This is a genomic window from Serratia montpellierensis (genome assembly GCF_020858655.1).
GTDB lineage: Bacteria > Pseudomonadota > Gammaproteobacteria > Enterobacterales > Enterobacteriaceae > Serratia > Serratia montpellierensis.
The window spans coordinates 204,202-220,107 of sequence record NZ_VOSN01000001.1 but is presented as its reverse complement, the minus strand read 5'-3'; the positions used below and the strand labels follow the sequence as shown (position 1 = coordinate 220,107).

The following is a 15,906-nucleotide window of genomic DNA, read 5'->3' as shown; positions in this document are numbered from 1 at the left end:
AAAAATCCAGTTTGTACTTTTTTGTATTGATTGTAAACCCCGTCGCCCGACCGGCGGGCAAGCCGGCCAGCCAGCGGCAACGGCCGGGGAAGAGCATCGCGTTGGCGGTGAAAATAATCATTAACCTGCCGTTTAGCGACACGGTTTTTTATTTATTTGCGTTAAGGAAGGCGCTGCCGCTGAATTATTTTGATCAAGGAAATGAGAATGAAACAATAGCGCTCGCGGCATCCGCCTATACGGCATGGGCGCCGTTGAGTTTCGCCGCCAGGAATGCGAGCACCTAATCGGCCGCTTATTTCCTGCCGACGCCGTCTATCGGCTTAAATGATAAGACGCTGAAAAATCATTGCGGCATTTCGAACCGAAAAATCCTCCCGCCTTACCCGCGTAGGCCATGTGAAACGCTGCCGCCGATCCGGTAAGATGACGACTCAGTGCCGGCATGCGCAGGAGAACCGCCATGAGCCATCGGGAAAAACAACTGACTTTCGACCCTCGTGGGCATCAGTTAACCAATATCAACGTCTGGACGCCGGACAGCCAATGGCTGGCTTATGACGTGCGCCCGCGCGGCGCCTCTTTCACTGGTCTGAGCATCGAGCGGGTCAACGTCGCCAGCGGCGCGGTGGAGGTGGTTTATCGCGCCCAGCACGGCGCGCACGTCGGCGTGGTTACGGTCAGCCCCGATGCACCGGCGCGCTACGTCTTCATCCACGGCCCGGAGCACCCGGACAGCGCCTGGCAGTATGATTTTCACCACCGCCGCGGGGTGATCGTCAGCGAACCGGATCGCGAGTTGGCCATCACCCTCGACGCGCTGGATATCACCGCGCCCTACACGCCCGGCGCGCTGCGCGGCGGCAGCCATGTGCACGTTTTCAGTCCGGACGGCAGCCGCCTCAGCTTTACCTACAACGATCACGTGATGCATGAACGCGATCCGGCGCGCGATCTGCGCAACGTCGGGGTGGCCGTGCCGCTGCACGGTGTCAATCCGCCGAAACAACATCCGCGCGAGTATGACGGCAGCCATTATTGTGTGCTGGTCAGCGAGACCGTGCCACAGCCGCAGCCGGGCAGCGATCAGATCAATCGCGCCTATGAAGAAGGCTGGATCGGCCGCGAAGGTTACCGCAAGGCCGACGGCCGCCGGCAGCGCTGGGCGCTGGCATTTATCGGCGATACGCTGTCCGCCGCCGGTGAGAAGCTGCCGGAGGTGTTTATCGTCGATCTGCCGGAGAACGACGCCGACTATGCCAGGGCGGGTGCTCTGCCGCTGCAGGGGACGGAAAGCGAGCTGCCGGCGCCGCCGCAGGGCGTCAGGCAGCGGCGAGTAACCTTTACCGGGGATCGTCGTTTTCCGGGCGTCGCCGGTGCGCCGCGCCACTGGCTGCGCAGCTCGCCGGACGGTAGCCAAATCGCATTTTTGATGAAGGATGACGGCGGCGTGGTACAGCTGTGGACGGTGTCGCCGAACGGCGGCGAACCGCGCCAGGTGAGCCGCAGCGAGCATGACATCCAGTCGGCGTTCAGCTGGCACCCGCAGGGCGGGACGATAGCCTTGGTGTGTGACAACAGCGTAATGCTGTGCGAGGTCGCCGGCGGTCGCCTGCAGCGTTTAACGCAGCGCAGCGTGCAGCCACCGTCGGGGGATGCCGTGGTGTTTTCGCCGGATGGCAGGAAAGTGGCGTTTATGCGCGAGATAGCGGGATTCAACCAGATCTTTGTGGTTGAGGTGTAGGCGGGCCTGGCGGCCCGCTGCGTGCGTGATTAGTGCGTGGCAGTGCTTTCGTTGCCTTCACCGGGATTGCCGGTTGCCGCCAGATTCTGCTGCTCGCTGCGCAGGATGCGCGCTTTTGGTGAATCTGCGGTGGCGTCATTGCCGGAACGCAGGTAGTCGTAAGGCAGCAGTACAGTATCCATCACCGCGGAGAACGGCAAGTCCAGCGCCACCAGCGGCATCATCGCCCAGCTGGTGTTGTCGTCCTTCAGCATGTCCACGCTGGCGCGGGTGCCGGGATAGTAACCCTGATTCGGGCCGGTATGGCTCATCACGCTGGAGCAACCGCTGGTCGCCAACAACATGCAGCCCGTCGCTATCGCTTTCATCGTCGTCATTCATCCATCCTGCAGGGTTGCTGTTCCCCTAAATTAAGCTGATTTATAACATCCTGTTGTTGCTTTAAAAGAAGCAAAACCCCGCTCTGTGGCGGCTCTCTCACTTTAGTGTAAGTGGTAAAAAAACTTTCACCTAACCGAAATGCGCTTTTTTTGATCCTCGCCTGTTGAATTGATGAAAGCAACCCCCATTTTATCATCAGAGCCGGATTGAGAATTTGCCGTAAGGGAATTCTGGCTTAATTAGCCTGTCCAGAGTGGAAGGCGTATTTATTTCAACCTCGCTGAAGTGCCTTAGGAGGCTGTTTTATGCGTAATTTTGATCTTTCCCCGCTATACCGTTCCGCCATTGGTTTCGATCGCCTGTTCAACGCGCTGGAGGCCGGCCAGAGTCAGGGTAACGGCGGCTATCCCCCTTATAATGTCGAGCTGGTGGACGAAAATCATTATCGCATCGCCATTGCGGTAGCCGGGTTTGCCGAGCAGGAGCTGGAGATCACCACGCAAGATAATCTGCTGATTGTTCGCGGTGCGCACAATAACGAACCGGCAGAAAAAACCTACTTATATCAGGGCATCGCCGAGCGTAATTTCGAGCGTAAATTCCAGCTGGCCGAACATATCCAAATTAAAGGTGCCAAACTGGAGAATGGCCTGTTGTATATCGACATGCAACGCATCGTGCCGGAAACATTAAAACCGCGCCGCATCGAAATTAAATAAATTTCTGTTTTTCCGGCAGGTACGCTGCCGGTAAATAATACCTAGCCTGCCGTCAGGGGGCTGAATAAACACATCTCGCTTAATGAAAGGAGTTGTTCCTATGCGTAATTACGATTTATCCCCGCTTCTGCGTCAATGGATTGGTTTTGATAAATTGGCCAGTTCAATGGGCGGCCAGGAACCTCAGGGGTTCCCGCCGTATAACATCGAGAAAAGTGATGACAATCATTACCGCATTTCTCTGGCGCTGGCCGGTTTCCGGCAGAGCGAACTGAATATCGAAGTGGAAGGGCCGCGGCTGACCGTCAGCGGTAAACCCACGCCGCCGGAAAAACAGGTCGAATACCTGCACCAGGGCCTGGTGTGCAAAGAGTTTCAGTTGACCTTCACCCTGGCGGAGCATCTGCAGGTGTCCGAGGCCAAATTTGAAAACGGCCTGTTGCACATCGATCTGGTGCGTCAGGTGCCGGAAGCCTTGCAGCCTCAGCGCATCGCCATCGGTGCGACGCCGGAGCTGGAAGCGAAATAACCGACTGAAAAACGGTCATCATCATTCGGGGGAGATCCAGACGGGTCTCCCCCGTTGCGTTATGTGGCGCACGCCACAGTCCCCCCGACGGTCCGATGTCATAATCCTTGTTAACTGTGTGTCTTTGTCCGCAAATTCCCGATTCAACTTTGGCAAGGAAGTGACCTATGAGCGATATCGCCCTGACCGTCAGCATGTTGGCGCTGGCGGCCGTCATTGGGCTGTGGATGGGGAACTGGAAGCTGTACGGCGTCGGGCTGGGCATCGGCGGCGTGCTGTTCGGCGGTATCCTGGTCGGGCACTTTGCCCAGAGCGGGCAAATCAGCCTGAACGGGGACATGCTGCACTTTATCCAGGAGTTTGGCCTGATCCTGTTCGTCTACACCATCGGCATCCAGGTCGGCCCCGGTTTCTTCTCTTCGCTGCGCGTCTCCGGTCTGCGCCTCAATGCCTTCGCGGTGCTGCTGGTGCTGACCGGCGGTGTCGTGGCGGCGGCGGTGCACAAGCTGTTCGACGTGCCGCTGCCGATCATCCTCGGCGTGTTCTCCGGCGCGGTCACCAACACCCCGGCGTTGGGCGCCGGTCAGCAAATCCTGACCGATCTCGGTTCCGATCCGGCGTTGGTGGACGGCATGGGGATGGGTTATGCCATGGCCTATCCGTTCGGCATTTGCGGCATCCTGCTGGTGATGTGGCTGATTCGGCTGTTTTTCCGCATCAACATCGATCGCGAGGCGCAGGCGTTTGAAAACGGCCTGGGCAATCAGCGCGAGCTGCTGCACGCCATGAACGTGGCGGTGCGTAACCCCAACCTGCAGGGCATGGCGATCAAAAGCGTACCGCTGCTCAACGGTGAAGCGATCGTCTGTTCGCGCCTCAAACGCGGGGAGCTGCTGATGGTGCCGGCGCCCCACGAACGGCTGGAGCTTGGCGACTACCTGCACCTGGTGGGCAAACGGGAAGATCTGGAAAATGCCCGGCTGGTGATCGGCGAAGAGGTGGACGCCTCGCTGTCGACGCGCGGCACCGCGCTGCAGGTGGTGAGGGCGGTGGTGACCAACGAGCAGGTGCTGGGCAAGAAAATCCGCGAGCTGAATTTGAAGCAGAAGTATGACGTGGTGATTTCACGCCTCAACCGCGCCGGCGTGGAGCTGGTGGCCGGCAGCAACGTGACGCTGCAGTTCGGCGACATTCTCAACCTGGTCGGCCGGCCGGAGGCCATCGACGCGGTGACGGCAATCGTCGGCAACGCCCAACAAAAACTGCAGCAGGTGCAGATGCTGCCGGTCTTTATCGGCATCGGCCTCGGGGTGCTGCTCGGCTCCATTCCGCTGTTCGTGCCCGGCTTCCCGGCGGCATTGCGGCTGGGGCTGGCCGGCGGGCCGCTGGTGGCGGCGCTGATCCTGGGGCGCATCGGCAGCATCGGCAAGCTGTATTGGTTTATGCCGCCGAGCGCCAACCTGGCGCTGCGCGAGCTGGGCATCGTGCTGTTTCTGGCGGTGGTCGGATTGAAGTCGGGCGGCAACTTTATCGATACGTTGCTGCACGGCGAAGGGCTGACGTGGATTGGTTATGGCGCATTGATCACCGCTATTCCGCTGCTGAGCGTCGGTATTCTGGCACGCACGGTGGGCAAGATGAACTACCTGACGCTGTCCGGTATGCTGGCGGGATCGATGACCGATCCGCCGGCGCTGGCCTTCGCCAACGGTCTGCATCCCACCAGCGGCGCCGCCGCGCTGTCTTACGCCACCGTGTATCCGTTGGCGATGTTCCTGCGCATCATGTCGCCGCAGCTGCTGGCGGTGCTGTTCTGGACGCTGTAGCGCTGTCCGACTACAGCCGGTAAGGCATTAACACGCCGTTGTCAGTGCCAAAATCTTTGGGGTTGCGGGAGATGAGCGTCCGGAACCCCACCTGCGCGGTGGCCCAGATAATGGCGTCCGGCAGCTTCACATGCTGTGAGTGGCGCAGTTCTACGGCGCGTTCGGCAACTTCATCGGTAATAGGCAGCAGCAGGAATTGCCCTAAAAACTGGCGCGTTTTCAGCTCCAGCGCCGGCCCCTGTTTTTTGGCACCCACCATCACTTCCATCCAGGTGATGGCGCTAATAGCCGGGTTGATGTGGTATTCGGTCAGAACGTCTTTGGCTTGAGGAATGCCGTTGAGATAATCGATCAGGATATTGGTGTCGAATAACGCCCGTTGAGCCACCATCATTCCCACTCCTCGCGCTGACGATTTTCGTAGTCTACGCCATCGCCCATCGCCTCGGACCAGAGCCCGAAAGCATTGCTGGGATCTTCAACGTGGTTCTCCGTCAGATAACGGGAGACGGCCTGACGGATGATTTCGGCCCGGGGAACGTGGCGGATATTTTTCAGATTGTCGAGCTGCCGCAGGTCTTCTTCAGGTAAATCGATCACGATGCGAGTCATCGCTAGCCCTCCAAAAAAAAAGATATACGATATATGCATCGTATATCTTTATCGGTCGATTTTCAATCAGCTGGCGTTAGCCTTCCTGATGCGCGCGCTCGATCTCTTCCGCCAGGATCGCCACGCCGCGCTCGATTTTCTCCGGATCGGGCACGTAGTTCATGCGCATGCACTGGTGGGTGTGCGGCCAGTCGTGCTCCAGCCCCGGGAAGAAGTAGTGGCCCGGCACCATCAGCACGCCGCGCTTTTTCAGGCGCTGATACAGCACTTCGGTGGTGATCGGCAGATCCTTGAACCACAGCCAGAGGAAGATAGCCCCTTCCGGTTTGTGGATCAGGCAGCGCTCCGGCGACAGGTAGCGGCGAATAATCTCGATGGTGTGCTCAACGCGCTGTTTGTAGAACGGGCGAATGACCTCGTTCGACAGGCGCAGCAGATCGCCGCGCGCGATCATTTCCGTCGCCATCGCCGGCCCCATGCTGCCTGGCGACAGGCTGATGATGCCGTTCATGTTGGTTAGCGCGGTGATCACCTTCTCGTCGGCGATCACGATGCCGCAGCGCGAGCCCGGCAGGCCGAGCTTGGACAGGCTCATGCACAGGATGGTGTTCGGGTTCCACAGCGGCGTGGCGTCGCTGAAGATGATGCCGGGGAACGGCACGCCGTAGGCGTTGTCGATCACCAGCGGAATATCGCGCTGCTGCGCCAGCAGGTCGAGCTTCATCAGCTCTTCGTCGGTGATCACGTTGCCGGTCGGGTTGGTCGGCCGTGAAACGCAGATCATGCCGATGTCGTCGCCGATGGTGAGGTGTTCGAAATCAACGTGATATTTGAACTGGCCGTCCGGCAGCAGCTCGATATTCGGTTTGGCGGAGACGAACAGCCCTTCGTCCAGCCCGGCGTCGGCATAGCCGATATATTCCGGCGCCAGCGGGAACAGCACGCGGCGGCGCGAACCGTCGGCGTAGCGGCCGGCGAACAGGTTGAACAAGTAGAAAAACGCGCTTTGGCTGCCGTTAGTCAGTGCAATATTCTGTGGCGAAATCTCCCAGCCGAGCTCGTCGCGCAGCAGATTGGCCAGCGCTTTCAGCAGCGCGTCCTTGCCTTGCGGGCCGTCGTAGTTGCACAGCGCCTCGGTCAGTTTGCCCTGATCGAGCATCTCCTGGCACAGCTGTTTGAAGTAGGCTTCCATCTCTGGGATCTGCGCCGGATTGCCGCCGCCGAGCATGATGGCACCGGGGGTGCGCAGGCCTTCGTTCAGGTCGTCCATCAAACGGGTAATGCCCGCATAACGGGTAAATTTTTCGCCGAAAAGTGAGAAAGTCATAGGTGCAGCAGTACTGTTTCTTAGCAGGTAATCACCCACCATACCGCCAGACAAATCCTGCTGCAATGCGGCCGACAAATCGGCCAATGGGCACAAACTTCGCTCATTGGACGATTAGCAGCATATTACGCTGGATTATTGTGACCGTTCGCCGGCCCACACCACCATCACCTTATCGTCGCCGAGCCGGCGGCTGAAGGCGTAATAGGCGGCGTGCGCCTGCGGGGTTTGCACGCCGCCGCCGATCGCCGGGTGGCGAGCGCGGAACTGCCCCAACCGTTGCCAGTGGGCCAGCAGCGGGGCTTTTTCCCCCTGTAGCTCACGCCAGTTCATGTCGGAGCGGGTACCCTGCAGCGGATCGGAACCGGTTGGGCCGAGCGGGCGGCCGCTTTCATCGCCGTAGTAAATCTGCACCGCGCCCGGCGCCAGCAACAGCAGGTTCGCAGCCCGCTGTTGGCGAGGCAGCGAGCCTTTGGCGTCGCTGGCGAAGAACAGCCGGGTGTCGTGCGAAGAGAGGTAGCTCAGCACGTTGAAATCCTGCAGCCGCTCGGCCATCTGCCGGTAGGTGGCATCGATGTCGGCGAAGCAGCCCAATGCCTGCGACGCTTGGTCCTGGAAATCGAAGTTGATCATCGCGTCGAAGCCGTTTTGGTAATAGTCGCTTTTCATCACCCCGTGGCCCCAGGCCTCGCCAGTCATCCAAAACGGCGCATCATCCAACGCCTGCTGCGGATGCTCCGCTTTCCACGCCGCCAATGCCGCCGTGGCGCGCTGTTTCAACAGCGCCAGCGTTGGTTTTTCCACGTGCTTGGCGGTATCGACGCGAAAACCGTCGATGCCGTAATCGCGCACCCACTGGCTGAGCCAGACGGTCAGGTAATCGCGAGTGGTGGCGCCGGGCATGTCGCGCGCGGCGGTGTCGGGTTTGTGGCGATAGAACAGCGGCAGGCCGCTGGCGCCGGGCGCTTCGGTTTTGATGTCCGGCAGGAAGGCCAGCGACATCGTCAGGTCGTCATAGCCCGGTGAGTCATAGTCGCCGATGTCGGTGCGGATCCAGTTTTTCCCCCACCATGGGCGCCAGCCCGCCTTGTCGCTGAAGTTGATGTAGTCGTTGAAGCTGTGCCAGTTTTGCCCTGGCCCGGGGCGCCAGTCGTTCCAGTTTTTCCCCAGGGTTTTCTCCACCTCCGCGCCCTGCAGGTACAGCGAGCCGAAGTGGAACGTCTGCATATCCGCCAGTGTGGCGTAGCCGACGTGGTTCACCACCACGTCGAACAGAATGCGAATGCCGCGCCGATGCGCCTGCTCGACCAGCGTGCGCAGCTCTTGTTCGGTGCCCATGTTGGCGTCGAGGCGAGTCCAGTCCAGCGCGTAATAGCCGTGATAGGCGTAATGCGGGAAATCGCCTTTGGTGCCGCCGCCGACCCAGCCGTGGATCTGCTCCAGCGGCGAGCTGATCCACAAGGCGTTGACGCCGAGCTGCTGCAGATAGTCCAGCTTCTGCGTCAGACCGGCCAGATCGCCGCCGTGAAAGGTGCCTATTTCCTGCAGGCCGTCGCTGCGGCGCCCGTAGCTGTGGTCATTGGCCGGGTTGCCGTTCTCAAAGCGATCGGTCAGCACGAAGTAGACCGTGGCGTTATGCCAGCTGAACGCCGCCGGTTTCGCCGTGGCGGCGGATTCCAGCAGCAACAGGCCGCCGCTGGCGGCGGCGGGCTGCAGCGTGATTTTTCCCTGGCTCACCTGCGCCGTTTGGCCGGAATAGAAATCGCGCAGCGTTTCGCCTTCGGCGAAGGTGGGGGCGACGTCGACTGTGACCGGCTTGCCGTCCCAGCGCAGGCAGCTGCGAACGGCAACGGCGGCGCTTTCCGGCGCGCTGCTCAGGCTGAGCTGCAGCGTCGGCGTGCCGCTGCGCGTGTCGATGCGCACCTGATAGTCGCCGGCGCGGAACTGCCGCCAGCTGACCGGCGGGTGGGCGCCGCAGGGTTGCAGCGACAGCGTCTGGTTAAGCTTCACCGCCTCGGCTGGCTGCCAGCAGTGGTTATCCTGATACAGCCGCAGCGGCAGCTGGCCTTTGGGCAGCGCGGCCTGGCTGGTGAACAGCCCGGCGGCCGTTTCGTCGAAGGCCGGGAAGCCCGGCAGCGTCCAGCCGGCCAGCGCCGAAGGCGACAGCAGCATCAACAAGGGCAGGGGTAACAGTTTCATGGCTCTCCTTACGCGCGGCAGGAAGCGTTTTTTCGCAGGGTAGCGCCCAGTGTGGCAAACGGTGGAAAAATGGCCTCCTCCCTGCGGGGGTTTTTCGAGGAGGAGAGGAAGGGTGGAGCGTTTTCGGATTGATTCGGCTTGGCTTTGCGCGCGCGCTGCGGCAGATTAAACGATGAACATCAAAGGAGGTTAGCGATGACGGACAAAAACTGGCGAGAAGAGATCGTTCAGGCAATTCAGGATGCCGAATTGCAGCACTTCGCCGAAGAACATCAGCTGCAGGCGCTGTTCGCGCCGCAGCAGGAAGAGCAACACGGCCGGTTATCCTCAGACCACCGGCCGCGCTGAGTTATTTCCGCAACAGCTGCGGATTGACGCAGTTTTCTTTCACCGTGCCGGTCAACGCGGCGATCAAATTATCCACCGCGCAGGCGGCCATGCCGTAGCGCGTTTCATGGGTGGCGGAGCCGATGTGCGGCAACGCCACCACGTTCGGCATGCTGAGCAGCGGCGAGTTGGCCGGCAGCGGCTCTTTCTCGAACACATCCAATCCGGCGGCGTGGATCTCGCCGTTTTGCAGCGCTTCGATCAGCGCCTGCTCATCCACCACCGGCCCGCGGCCGGCGTTGATCAGAATGCCGCTTTTCTTCATTTTCGCCAGCTGTTCGCGGCCGATCATGTGGAAGGTTTGTTCGGTCAGCGGCAGCGTGATGCAAACGAAATCCGACTCGGCCAGCAGGGTGTCCAGATCGCAGCGGCGCGCGTTGAAGCGCTGTTCCGCCTCTTCATGCGTGCGGCGGGCGTTGTACAGCACCGGCATGCCGAAGCCGAAATGCGCGCGCTGCGCCAGCGCCAGGCCGATGCGGCCCATGCCGAGGATACCGATGGTTTTATGGTGCACGTCGACGCCGAACCAGTCCGGCCCGATGCTGCCGCGCCATTCGCCGGCCTTCACCCGCTCCGCCACTTCCACCACCCGGCGCGCGGTCGCCAGCACCAGGCTCATGATGGTGTCGGCGACGGTTTCGGTCAGCACCGTCGGGGTGTGCATCAGCAGCACGTTATGGGCGTTGAGCGCCTCGACGTCGAAGTTGTCGTAGCCGACGGAAACGGTCGAGGCCGCGCGCAGTTTGGGCGCCTGCTGCAGGAAGGCTTCGTCAATTTTACCGCCGGAACCGATGATCCCTTCGGCCTGCTGCAGCGCCTGGCGCAGTTCGTCGCGGTTCTCCGGCTGCAGGCCGTTGAAGGCGTGCACGGTGAAGTGCTGTTCCAGACGTTCACGCAGATCGGCGGGCAGGCTTTTGTACAATACGATAGAAGGCTTCATCACGAACTCCAGCTGGGCCAAAGGGGGCATGGCGCCCCCCCGGTTGGGTTAACAGATAAAAAGTATAACCGGATCAAGCCAATTGCGGCTGGATCTCGTTGCGGGCGGGTTTGACGATCAGCGTCAGCACCACCGCCACCACCAGTGCGATGGCCATGAACATGTAAGAGGCCGCCGGGCTGCCGGTGGCGCCATTCAGATAGCCGACGAACCACGAACCGAAGAACGACCCCAGCGCGCCCATGCTGTTGATCAGCGCCATGGCGCCCCCGGCGACGTTTTTCGGCAGCATTTCCGGAATGATGGCGAAGAACGGCCCGTAGGGGGCGTACATTGCGGCGCCGGCGACCACCAGCAGGCCGTAGGAGATCCAGAAGTGGTTGGTGCCGACGGCGTAAGAGCCGAAGAACGCCAGCGCGCCGATCAGCAGCAGCGGCCAGACGAACAGCTTACGGTTTTGCATTTTGTCCGACGCCCAGGAGACCACGATCATGGCGATGGTCGCCGCCAGGTAAGGCACCGCCGACAGCCAGCCGGCTTCCACCATGCCCATCTGCATGCCGCTGCGCAGGATGGAAGGCAGCCACAGCACGAAACCGTACACGCCGATGCTCCAGGCGAAGTACTGCACGCACAGCAGGATCACGTTGCGAGAGCGGAAGGCTTCGCCGTAGTTGCGCACGGCCTTGATACCTTTCTGCTCTTCGTCCAGCTGCTGCTGCAGCGCCTGTTTCTCATCGGCGCTCAGCCAGCCGGCCTGCGCCGGTTTGTCTTTCGCCAGCACCCACCAGCAGAACGCCCAGATAACCGCCGGAATGCCCTCGATGATGAACATTTCACGCCAGCCGAAGGCGTGGATCAGGTAGCCGGACACCACCGACATCCACAGCACCGTCACCGGGTTGCCGAGGATCAGGAAGGTATTGGCGCGTGACCGCTCCGATTTGGTGAACCAGTTGCTGATGTAGATCAGCATCGCCGGCATCACCGCCGCTTCCACCACACCCAGGATAAAGCGGATGGCGGCCAACATCGGGATATTGCTGACCACGCCGGTCAGCGAGGCGCAGCCGCCCCATAGGATCAGGCACCAGAAGATCAGTTTTTTGACGCTGCGGCGTTCGGCGTAGATGGCGCCGGGAATTTGGAAGAAGAAATAACCGAGGAAAAACAGCGCGCCCAGCAGCGAGGCCATGCCTTTGGTGATGCCGAGATCTTCATTGATGCCGGCGGCAGAGGCGAAGCTGAAGTTGGCGCGATCGAGATAGGCCAGGCTGTAGGTGATAAACACGATGGGCATGATGTACCACCAGCGTTTGGCCGCGACAGTCGCTTTGTTCATGTTCAGTATCCTTCAGTGGTGTTGCATCCCCTTCGCCCGGCACGTTGGGTGTGAAAGAGGAAGGGGCAGATGCTCTCCCGACGCGTCCCGGTTGTAGGGCCAGAGGCTGACGTCATGCGGAGAAGTCGTTTTTTTATTGTTATTCGGCCAATGCCGCACGGGTCGGCAGGCCTTCGCTGTCGCCGATGGCCTGGATCGCCAGCGAGCCGATTTTATTGCCGCGCTGCACCGCCTGTATCAGCGTTTTACCTTCCAACAGGGCACTGAGGGTGCCAACGGCAAAGCCATCACCGGCACCGACGGTATCCACCACGTTGTCGACCCTGACCGCCGCCACCGCCGCCTTGTCGCCGGCGGCGGTTTTAAACCAGGCACCGTCCGGGCCGGTTTTGATGATCACCGCCTGCACGCCGCGCTCCAGATAGAAATCGGCGATGCCTTCCGGCGTCGACTGGCCGGTGAGGATTTGCCCCTCTTTCAGCCCCGGTAGCACCCAGTCGGCGGCGAACGCCAGCTGGTTCAGCTGTTCGATCATCACCTCGCGGCTGGGCCACAGCACCGGGCGCAGATTGGGGTCGAACGAAATGGTTTTGCCCATGGCGCGCATCTCGCGCGCCGCATGGTGGCACAGCGCCAGCGATTCGCTGGACAGCGCTGCCGCCACGCCGCTCAGGTGCAGGTGCCGTGCGGAACCGAAATACTCAGGGTTGAAATCGGCGACCGACAGGTGGCTGGCCGCCGAGCCTTTGCGAAAGTATTCCACGCTGGGATCGGTACCATCGGTGGTTTTCGATTTCACCTGAAAGCCGGTCGGATAGTGGCCGTCGACCGTCACCTGGCGGTAATTGATGCCTTCTTTTTTCAGCTGCTGCAGGGTGAAGCGGCCGAACGAATCGTTGCCGACGCGGCTGACCCAGCCGACGTTCATGCCCAGACGCGCCAGGCCGATCGCCACGTTCAGTTCGGCGCCGGCGATGCGTTTGGTGAAGGTTTCGACCTCCGCCAAATCGCCGGTTTGCGCCGCCACGAACATCGCCATGGCTTCACCCAGCGTGACCACATCCAGGGGCGCCTGCTGCGCCGTCGTTGCCGTTAACGTTGTCATCATGGGGTTACTCCGCACGCAAAATATTGACGTAATGGCGGGTGACGGCTTCCAGATCATCGCCCTGCAACGGGAATTCGATACCGCGCGGCGCATCGTGCGGCAGGCGGGCCAGCAGATCGCGCCAGCTGCCGTCGGTATCGTCCAGCGCGACGGCGCGCCAGCCGCGCGGGCCTTGGGTGGCGGCTTTGACGTGCACGTAACCGACGTGGCGGGCCAGGCGTTCGGCGGCGGCGAAGGCGTCTTGCCCCACCCACAGCCAGTTGGCCATATCGAAGGTCATGCTGACCGGCAGGTGGCTATCTTCCGCGGCGTGGAAAAAGGCGTTCAGCATCGACAAAATGCCACAGTCCGGCGTCTGATCGTTTTCGACCACCAGCTTGACCGGGTGCTGCTCCAGCGCCACTTTCAGCTCGGTAAAATCGAAGCCAGGGCGGAAATGGCCGAGGGACAGCTTCAACCGGCGCGCGTTCAGCGCCTGCGCTTCCGCCAGCAGCGCCGGCAGGTTAGGGTTCAGCGTATGTTGCGGGGTGAACAGTGCCTCAGGGGCGGAATAGACTGCGAACAGCTGCTGGCGATCGATCTCTTGCGCCAGCGCCGGCAGGCTGTCCAGTTCGCCGGCGGCGAACAGTTCGCGGCGGATCTCCACCCCGTCGGCGCCCGCGCCGGCGATGATGGGCAACAGCGCGCGCTGGCCGCCGTGTTGTTTGACGGTCTCGGTGCCGTAGGCGCCGGTGACCACGATGATTTCTGGTTTCATTTTGACTCCTGAGGCGGCATTGTCGCCGCCGCTGCTGTTACAGGTACGTTAAATGGAACCGGTTCCAGTAGAAAGCGACAGAGTGTAAAAATATGATCGCAATCACGAAGCTGAGCAAAAAACAGCCGATGAGGGCGGGGCGGTCAACGGCCCCGGAAAAGGCGGGTTAGCGGGTGGTGGAGCCGCGGACGATCAGCTCGCCGGAGAACATCTGCTCACCGCTGGGGGCGGCCAGGCCCTGAATGCGCTGCACCAGCCGCTCCAGCGCCGCGTGCCCCATTTGGTAGGTAGGCTGTTTCAGCGTGGTGATGCCGACGCCCGCCAGCTCCGCCCACTCCAGCTCGTCAAAGCCCAGCAGGCCGATGTCGTTGCCCCACTGGATGCCGAGCCGACGCATGGCGCGCGCTACCTGCAGCGTCAGGGCGCCGTTGGCGGAGATCACCGCTTTGCGCATGCCGCGATGGCGGCCGCTGAAATCGCTCAGCACCTGCTCCAGCTTCTGCCGATCGTTGAGCGGCGTTTCGGCCTGCTCCGCCAACAGCGCGGGGTGCTGCGCCATGGTATGTCTGAAAGCGTGCAGGCGTTCGAGACGGGTATTGACCGTACCGAGCGGCTCGCTGAGGAACAGGATCGCTTCGAAACCTTGTTGCAGCAGGTGTTCGGTGGCGACGGTGGCGGCTTCGCGGTTGTTCAGGCCCACCACGTCGCAGGCGAAGTCGGGGATTTTTCGGTCGATAAGCACCATCGGCAGCATAGACTGTTGCAGCGTGGATAACGCTTCCTCGCGCATGCCGACCGCGTTGACCACGATGCCTTCCACCCGGTAACTGCTGAGCAACTGCAGGTAGTGCTGCTCCTGATTGACTTCGTTGTTGGTATTACACACCAGCAGGGTAAAGCCGTGTTGGCGGCAGGCGGCCTCGATGCCGCGCATCACGTCCACCGAATAGGGGTTGGTGATATCGGCGAGGATCAGGCCGATCAGGCGGGTCTGGCCGCCCTTCAGGCTGCGCGCCATCTGGCTTGGCCGGTAGTCGAGCTGCTGGATAGCCTGTTCGATGCGCTGTTTGAGATCGTCGGAAAGCAGGTGCTGTTCACCATTCAGATAGCGCGACACGCTGGTCTTGCCGGTTTTGGCGATGCTGGCCACATCGCTGATGGTGGCGCGTCCTGAGGCGCGCGTTGCCTTGCCTGTGCTCACAGCCGATCCCTCCTGCGGTTAATTGCCAAGGAGACTACCATACCCGATGTGCGAGCGGGAATGTTGAAGGATAAGGAGAAAGTCGGGAGGAAGCGGCGGGGCACCGGTGGCGCCCCGCACGGAATTACTGCAGCGGGCTGAGGGTGATCTCCACGCGGCGGTTCTGCGCCTTGCCGTCCGCGGTGCTGTTGGAGGCGATCGGGTTGTCCGGACCGGCACCGGTGGCGCGGATACGGTTCGCCGCCACGCCTTGGGTGATCAGCGCGCTGGCTACGCCGTCGGCGCGCTGCTGCGACAGGTTCATGTTGAGCGAACGGGAGCCGGTGCTGTCGGTGTAGCCGACCACGTTGACCGCGGTTTTCGGATACTCTTTCAGCACCATGGCGACGCCGGTCAGGGTGTTGGCGCCCGCCGGTTTCAGCGTGGCGCTGCTGCTGTCGAAGGTCACGTTGTTCGGCATGTTCAGCACGATGTTGTCGCCCTGGCGGGTGACGCTGACGCCGGTGCCTTTCATCTTGTCGCGCAGTTTGGCTTCCTGCACGTCCATGTAATAACCTGCGCCGCCGCCCAGTGCCGCACCGGCCGCCGCGCCGATCAGCGCGCCCTTGCCGCGATCTTTCTTGGAAGAGGACAGCACGCCGACGCCGGCGCCCAGTGCGGCCCCGAGGCCTGCGCCGATGCCGGATTTGCCGACTTCGGATTCGCCGGTGTATGGGTTAGTGGTACAGGCCGACAGCGTGAGCGCTACGCTCACGGCACCGGCAATAATTGCAATGCGTTTTTTCATGTTCTTGTCCTTAATGGCATCAACATCTGTACGTGCCTGCCCAAAAC

General features: G+C 61.4%; 17 protein-coding genes. 6 read left to right on the top strand and 11 right to left on the bottom strand.

All coding sequences use genetic code 11. The features are described 5' to 3' along the window. The first annotated feature begins 11 nt into the window (after positions 1-11). Positions 12-287 carry a hypothetical protein gene (locus FUU19_RS01010; protein WP_141971836.1) on the top strand — a complete coding sequence of 92 codons (276 nt, stop codon included), beginning with the start codon at positions 12-14 and terminating at the stop codon, positions 285-287. A 176-nt stretch (positions 288-463) separates the two neighbouring features. Continuing rightward, positions 464-1,744 carry a YidR family protein gene (locus tag FUU19_RS01005; protein ID WP_141971834.1) on the top strand — a complete coding sequence of 427 codons (1,281 nt, stop codon included), beginning with the start codon at positions 464-466 and terminating at the stop codon, positions 1,742-1,744. A 29-nt stretch (positions 1,745-1,773) separates the two neighbouring features. On the opposite strand, the gene FUU19_RS01000 is transcribed toward FUU19_RS01005, so the two are convergent. After that, a complete protein-coding gene (locus FUU19_RS01000; protein WP_197811665.1) occupies positions 1,774-2,121 on the bottom strand; it encodes a YceK/YidQ family lipoprotein in 348 nt (115 codons plus the stop codon). 309 nt (positions 2,122-2,430) lie between these two features. On the opposite strand from FUU19_RS01000, the gene ibpA reads away from it, so the two are divergent. The 3 genes from ibpA to FUU19_RS00985 all read left to right on the top strand — a co-directional run bounded on the left by ibpA (position 2,431) and on the right by FUU19_RS00985 (position 5,199). Further along, positions 2,431-2,844, top strand: coding sequence for a small heat shock chaperone IbpA (gene ibpA / locus FUU19_RS00995; RefSeq protein WP_004933919.1), 414 nt, complete (start codon positions 2,431-2,433; stop codon positions 2,842-2,844). 100 nt (positions 2,845-2,944) lie between these two features. Then, on the top strand, positions 2,945-3,373 hold the full coding sequence (gene ibpB, locus FUU19_RS00990; RefSeq protein ID WP_004933922.1) for a small heat shock chaperone IbpB: 429 nt from the start codon (positions 2,945-2,947) through the stop codon (positions 3,371-3,373). A gap of 167 nt (positions 3,374-3,540) precedes the next feature. Next, positions 3,541-5,199 (top strand): putative transporter, encoded by a 1,659-nt coding sequence (locus tag FUU19_RS00985; protein WP_049295020.1) that lies wholly within the window; start codon positions 3,541-3,543, stop codon positions 5,197-5,199. A gap of 10 nt (positions 5,200-5,209) precedes the next feature. On the opposite strand, the gene FUU19_RS00980 is transcribed toward FUU19_RS00985, so the two are convergent. From FUU19_RS00980 to FUU19_RS00965, 4 genes are all read right to left on the bottom strand, one after another. Further along, on the bottom strand, positions 5,210-5,590 hold the full coding sequence (locus FUU19_RS00980; protein ID WP_033636540.1) for a type II toxin-antitoxin system VapC family toxin: 381 nt from the start codon (positions 5,588-5,590) through the stop codon (positions 5,210-5,212). Further along, positions 5,590-5,811, bottom strand: a complete 222-nt coding sequence (locus tag FUU19_RS00975) for a ribbon-helix-helix domain-containing protein (RefSeq protein WP_230489523.1) — start codon at positions 5,809-5,811, stop codon at positions 5,590-5,592. The genes FUU19_RS00980 and FUU19_RS00975 overlap by 1 nt, the downstream gene beginning before the upstream one ends. Positions 5,812-5,887: 76 nt before the next feature. After that, a complete protein-coding gene (locus FUU19_RS00970; RefSeq protein ID WP_004933935.1) occupies positions 5,888-7,138 on the bottom strand; it encodes a valine--pyruvate transaminase in 1,251 nt (416 codons plus the stop codon). A gap of 135 nt (positions 7,139-7,273) precedes the next feature. Next, positions 7,274-9,337, bottom strand: coding sequence for an alpha-amylase (locus FUU19_RS00965; RefSeq protein WP_230489522.1), 2,064 nt, complete (start codon positions 9,335-9,337; stop codon positions 7,274-7,276). A gap of 195 nt (positions 9,338-9,532) precedes the next feature. Here FUU19_RS00965 and FUU19_RS00960 point away from each other — a divergent pair, with 195 nt between their 5' ends. Continuing rightward, positions 9,533-9,685, top strand: coding sequence for a hypothetical protein (locus tag FUU19_RS00960; RefSeq protein WP_162837931.1), 153 nt, complete (start codon positions 9,533-9,535; stop codon positions 9,683-9,685). 1 nt (position 9,686) lies between these two features. Here the strand turns inward: FUU19_RS00960 and ghrB are convergent, their stop codons facing one another. The 6 genes from ghrB to FUU19_RS00930 all read right to left on the bottom strand — a co-directional run bounded on the left by ghrB (position 9,687) and on the right by FUU19_RS00930 (position 15,859). Then, a complete protein-coding gene (ghrB, locus tag FUU19_RS00955; RefSeq protein WP_141971828.1) occupies positions 9,687-10,664 on the bottom strand; it encodes a glyoxylate/hydroxypyruvate reductase GhrB in 978 nt (325 codons plus the stop codon). A 73-nt stretch (positions 10,665-10,737) separates the two neighbouring features. Continuing rightward, positions 10,738-12,006, bottom strand: coding sequence for an MFS transporter (locus FUU19_RS00950; protein WP_004933942.1), 1,269 nt, complete (start codon positions 12,004-12,006; stop codon positions 10,738-10,740). 139 nt (positions 12,007-12,145) lie between these two features. Continuing rightward, on the bottom strand, positions 12,146-13,111 hold the full coding sequence (locus FUU19_RS00945; RefSeq protein WP_230489537.1) for a sugar kinase: 966 nt from the start codon (positions 13,109-13,111) through the stop codon (positions 12,146-12,148). A 7-nt stretch (positions 13,112-13,118) separates the two neighbouring features. Continuing rightward, on the bottom strand, positions 13,119-13,871 hold the full coding sequence (locus tag FUU19_RS00940) for a sugar phosphate isomerase/epimerase family protein (protein WP_230489521.1): 753 nt from the start codon (positions 13,869-13,871) through the stop codon (positions 13,119-13,121). Positions 13,872-14,037: 166 nt separating this feature from the next. After that, positions 14,038-15,072 carry a LacI family DNA-binding transcriptional regulator gene (locus FUU19_RS00935; RefSeq protein ID WP_016929584.1) on the bottom strand — a complete coding sequence of 345 codons (1,035 nt, stop codon included), beginning with the start codon at positions 15,070-15,072 and terminating at the stop codon, positions 14,038-14,040. Between the two features lie 124 nt (positions 15,073-15,196). Next, positions 15,197-15,859: an OmpA family lipoprotein gene (locus FUU19_RS00930; RefSeq protein WP_141971823.1), complete on the bottom strand. Its 663-nt coding sequence runs from the start codon at positions 15,857-15,859 to the stop codon at positions 15,197-15,199. Positions 15,860-15,906: the final 47 nt, after the last annotated feature.

Bases quoted from the DNA above. Each gene is read 5' to 3' on its own strand.
- FUU19_RS01005 (WP_141971834.1), top strand. From the start codon at position 464: ATGAGCCATCGGGAAAAACAACTGACTTTCGACCCTCGTGGGCATCAG.
- FUU19_RS01000 (WP_197811665.1), bottom strand. From the start codon at position 2,121: ATGACGACGATGAAAGCGATAGCGACGGGCTGCATGTTGTTGGCGACC.
- ibpA (WP_004933919.1), top strand. From the start codon at position 2,431: ATGCGTAATTTTGATCTTTCCCCGCTATACCGTTCCGCCATTGGTTTC.
- ibpB (WP_004933922.1), top strand. From the start codon at position 2,945: ATGCGTAATTACGATTTATCCCCGCTTCTGCGTCAATGGATTGGTTTT.
- FUU19_RS00985 (WP_049295020.1), top strand. From the start codon at position 3,541: ATGAGCGATATCGCCCTGACCGTCAGCATGTTGGCGCTGGCGGCCGTC.
- FUU19_RS00980 (WP_033636540.1), bottom strand. From the start codon at position 5,590: ATGGTGGCTCAACGGGCGTTATTCGACACCAATATCCTGATCGATTAT.
- FUU19_RS00975 (WP_230489523.1), bottom strand. From the start codon at position 5,811: ATGACTCGCATCGTGATCGATTTACCTGAAGAAGACCTGCGGCAGCTC.
- FUU19_RS00970 (WP_004933935.1), bottom strand. From the start codon at position 7,138: ATGACTTTCTCACTTTTCGGCGAAAAATTTACCCGTTATGCGGGCATT.
- FUU19_RS00965 (WP_230489522.1), bottom strand. From the start codon at position 9,337: ATGAAACTGTTACCCCTGCCCTTGTTGATGCTGCTGTCGCCTTCGGCG.
- FUU19_RS00960 (WP_162837931.1), top strand. From the start codon at position 9,533: ATGACGGACAAAAACTGGCGAGAAGAGATCGTTCAGGCAATTCAGGAT.
- ghrB (WP_141971828.1), bottom strand. From the start codon at position 10,664: ATGAAGCCTTCTATCGTATTGTACAAAAGCCTGCCCGCCGATCTGCGT.
- FUU19_RS00950 (WP_004933942.1), bottom strand. From the start codon at position 12,006: ATGAACAAAGCGACTGTCGCGGCCAAACGCTGGTGGTACATCATGCCC.
- FUU19_RS00945 (WP_230489537.1), bottom strand. From the start codon at position 13,111: ATGACAACGTTAACGGCAACGACGGCGCAGCAGGCGCCCCTGGATGTG.
- FUU19_RS00940 (WP_230489521.1), bottom strand. From the start codon at position 13,871: ATGAAACCAGAAATCATCGTGGTCACCGGCGCCTACGGCACCGAGACC.
- FUU19_RS00930 (WP_141971823.1), bottom strand. From the start codon at position 15,859: ATGAAAAAACGCATTGCAATTATTGCCGGTGCCGTGAGCGTAGCGCTC.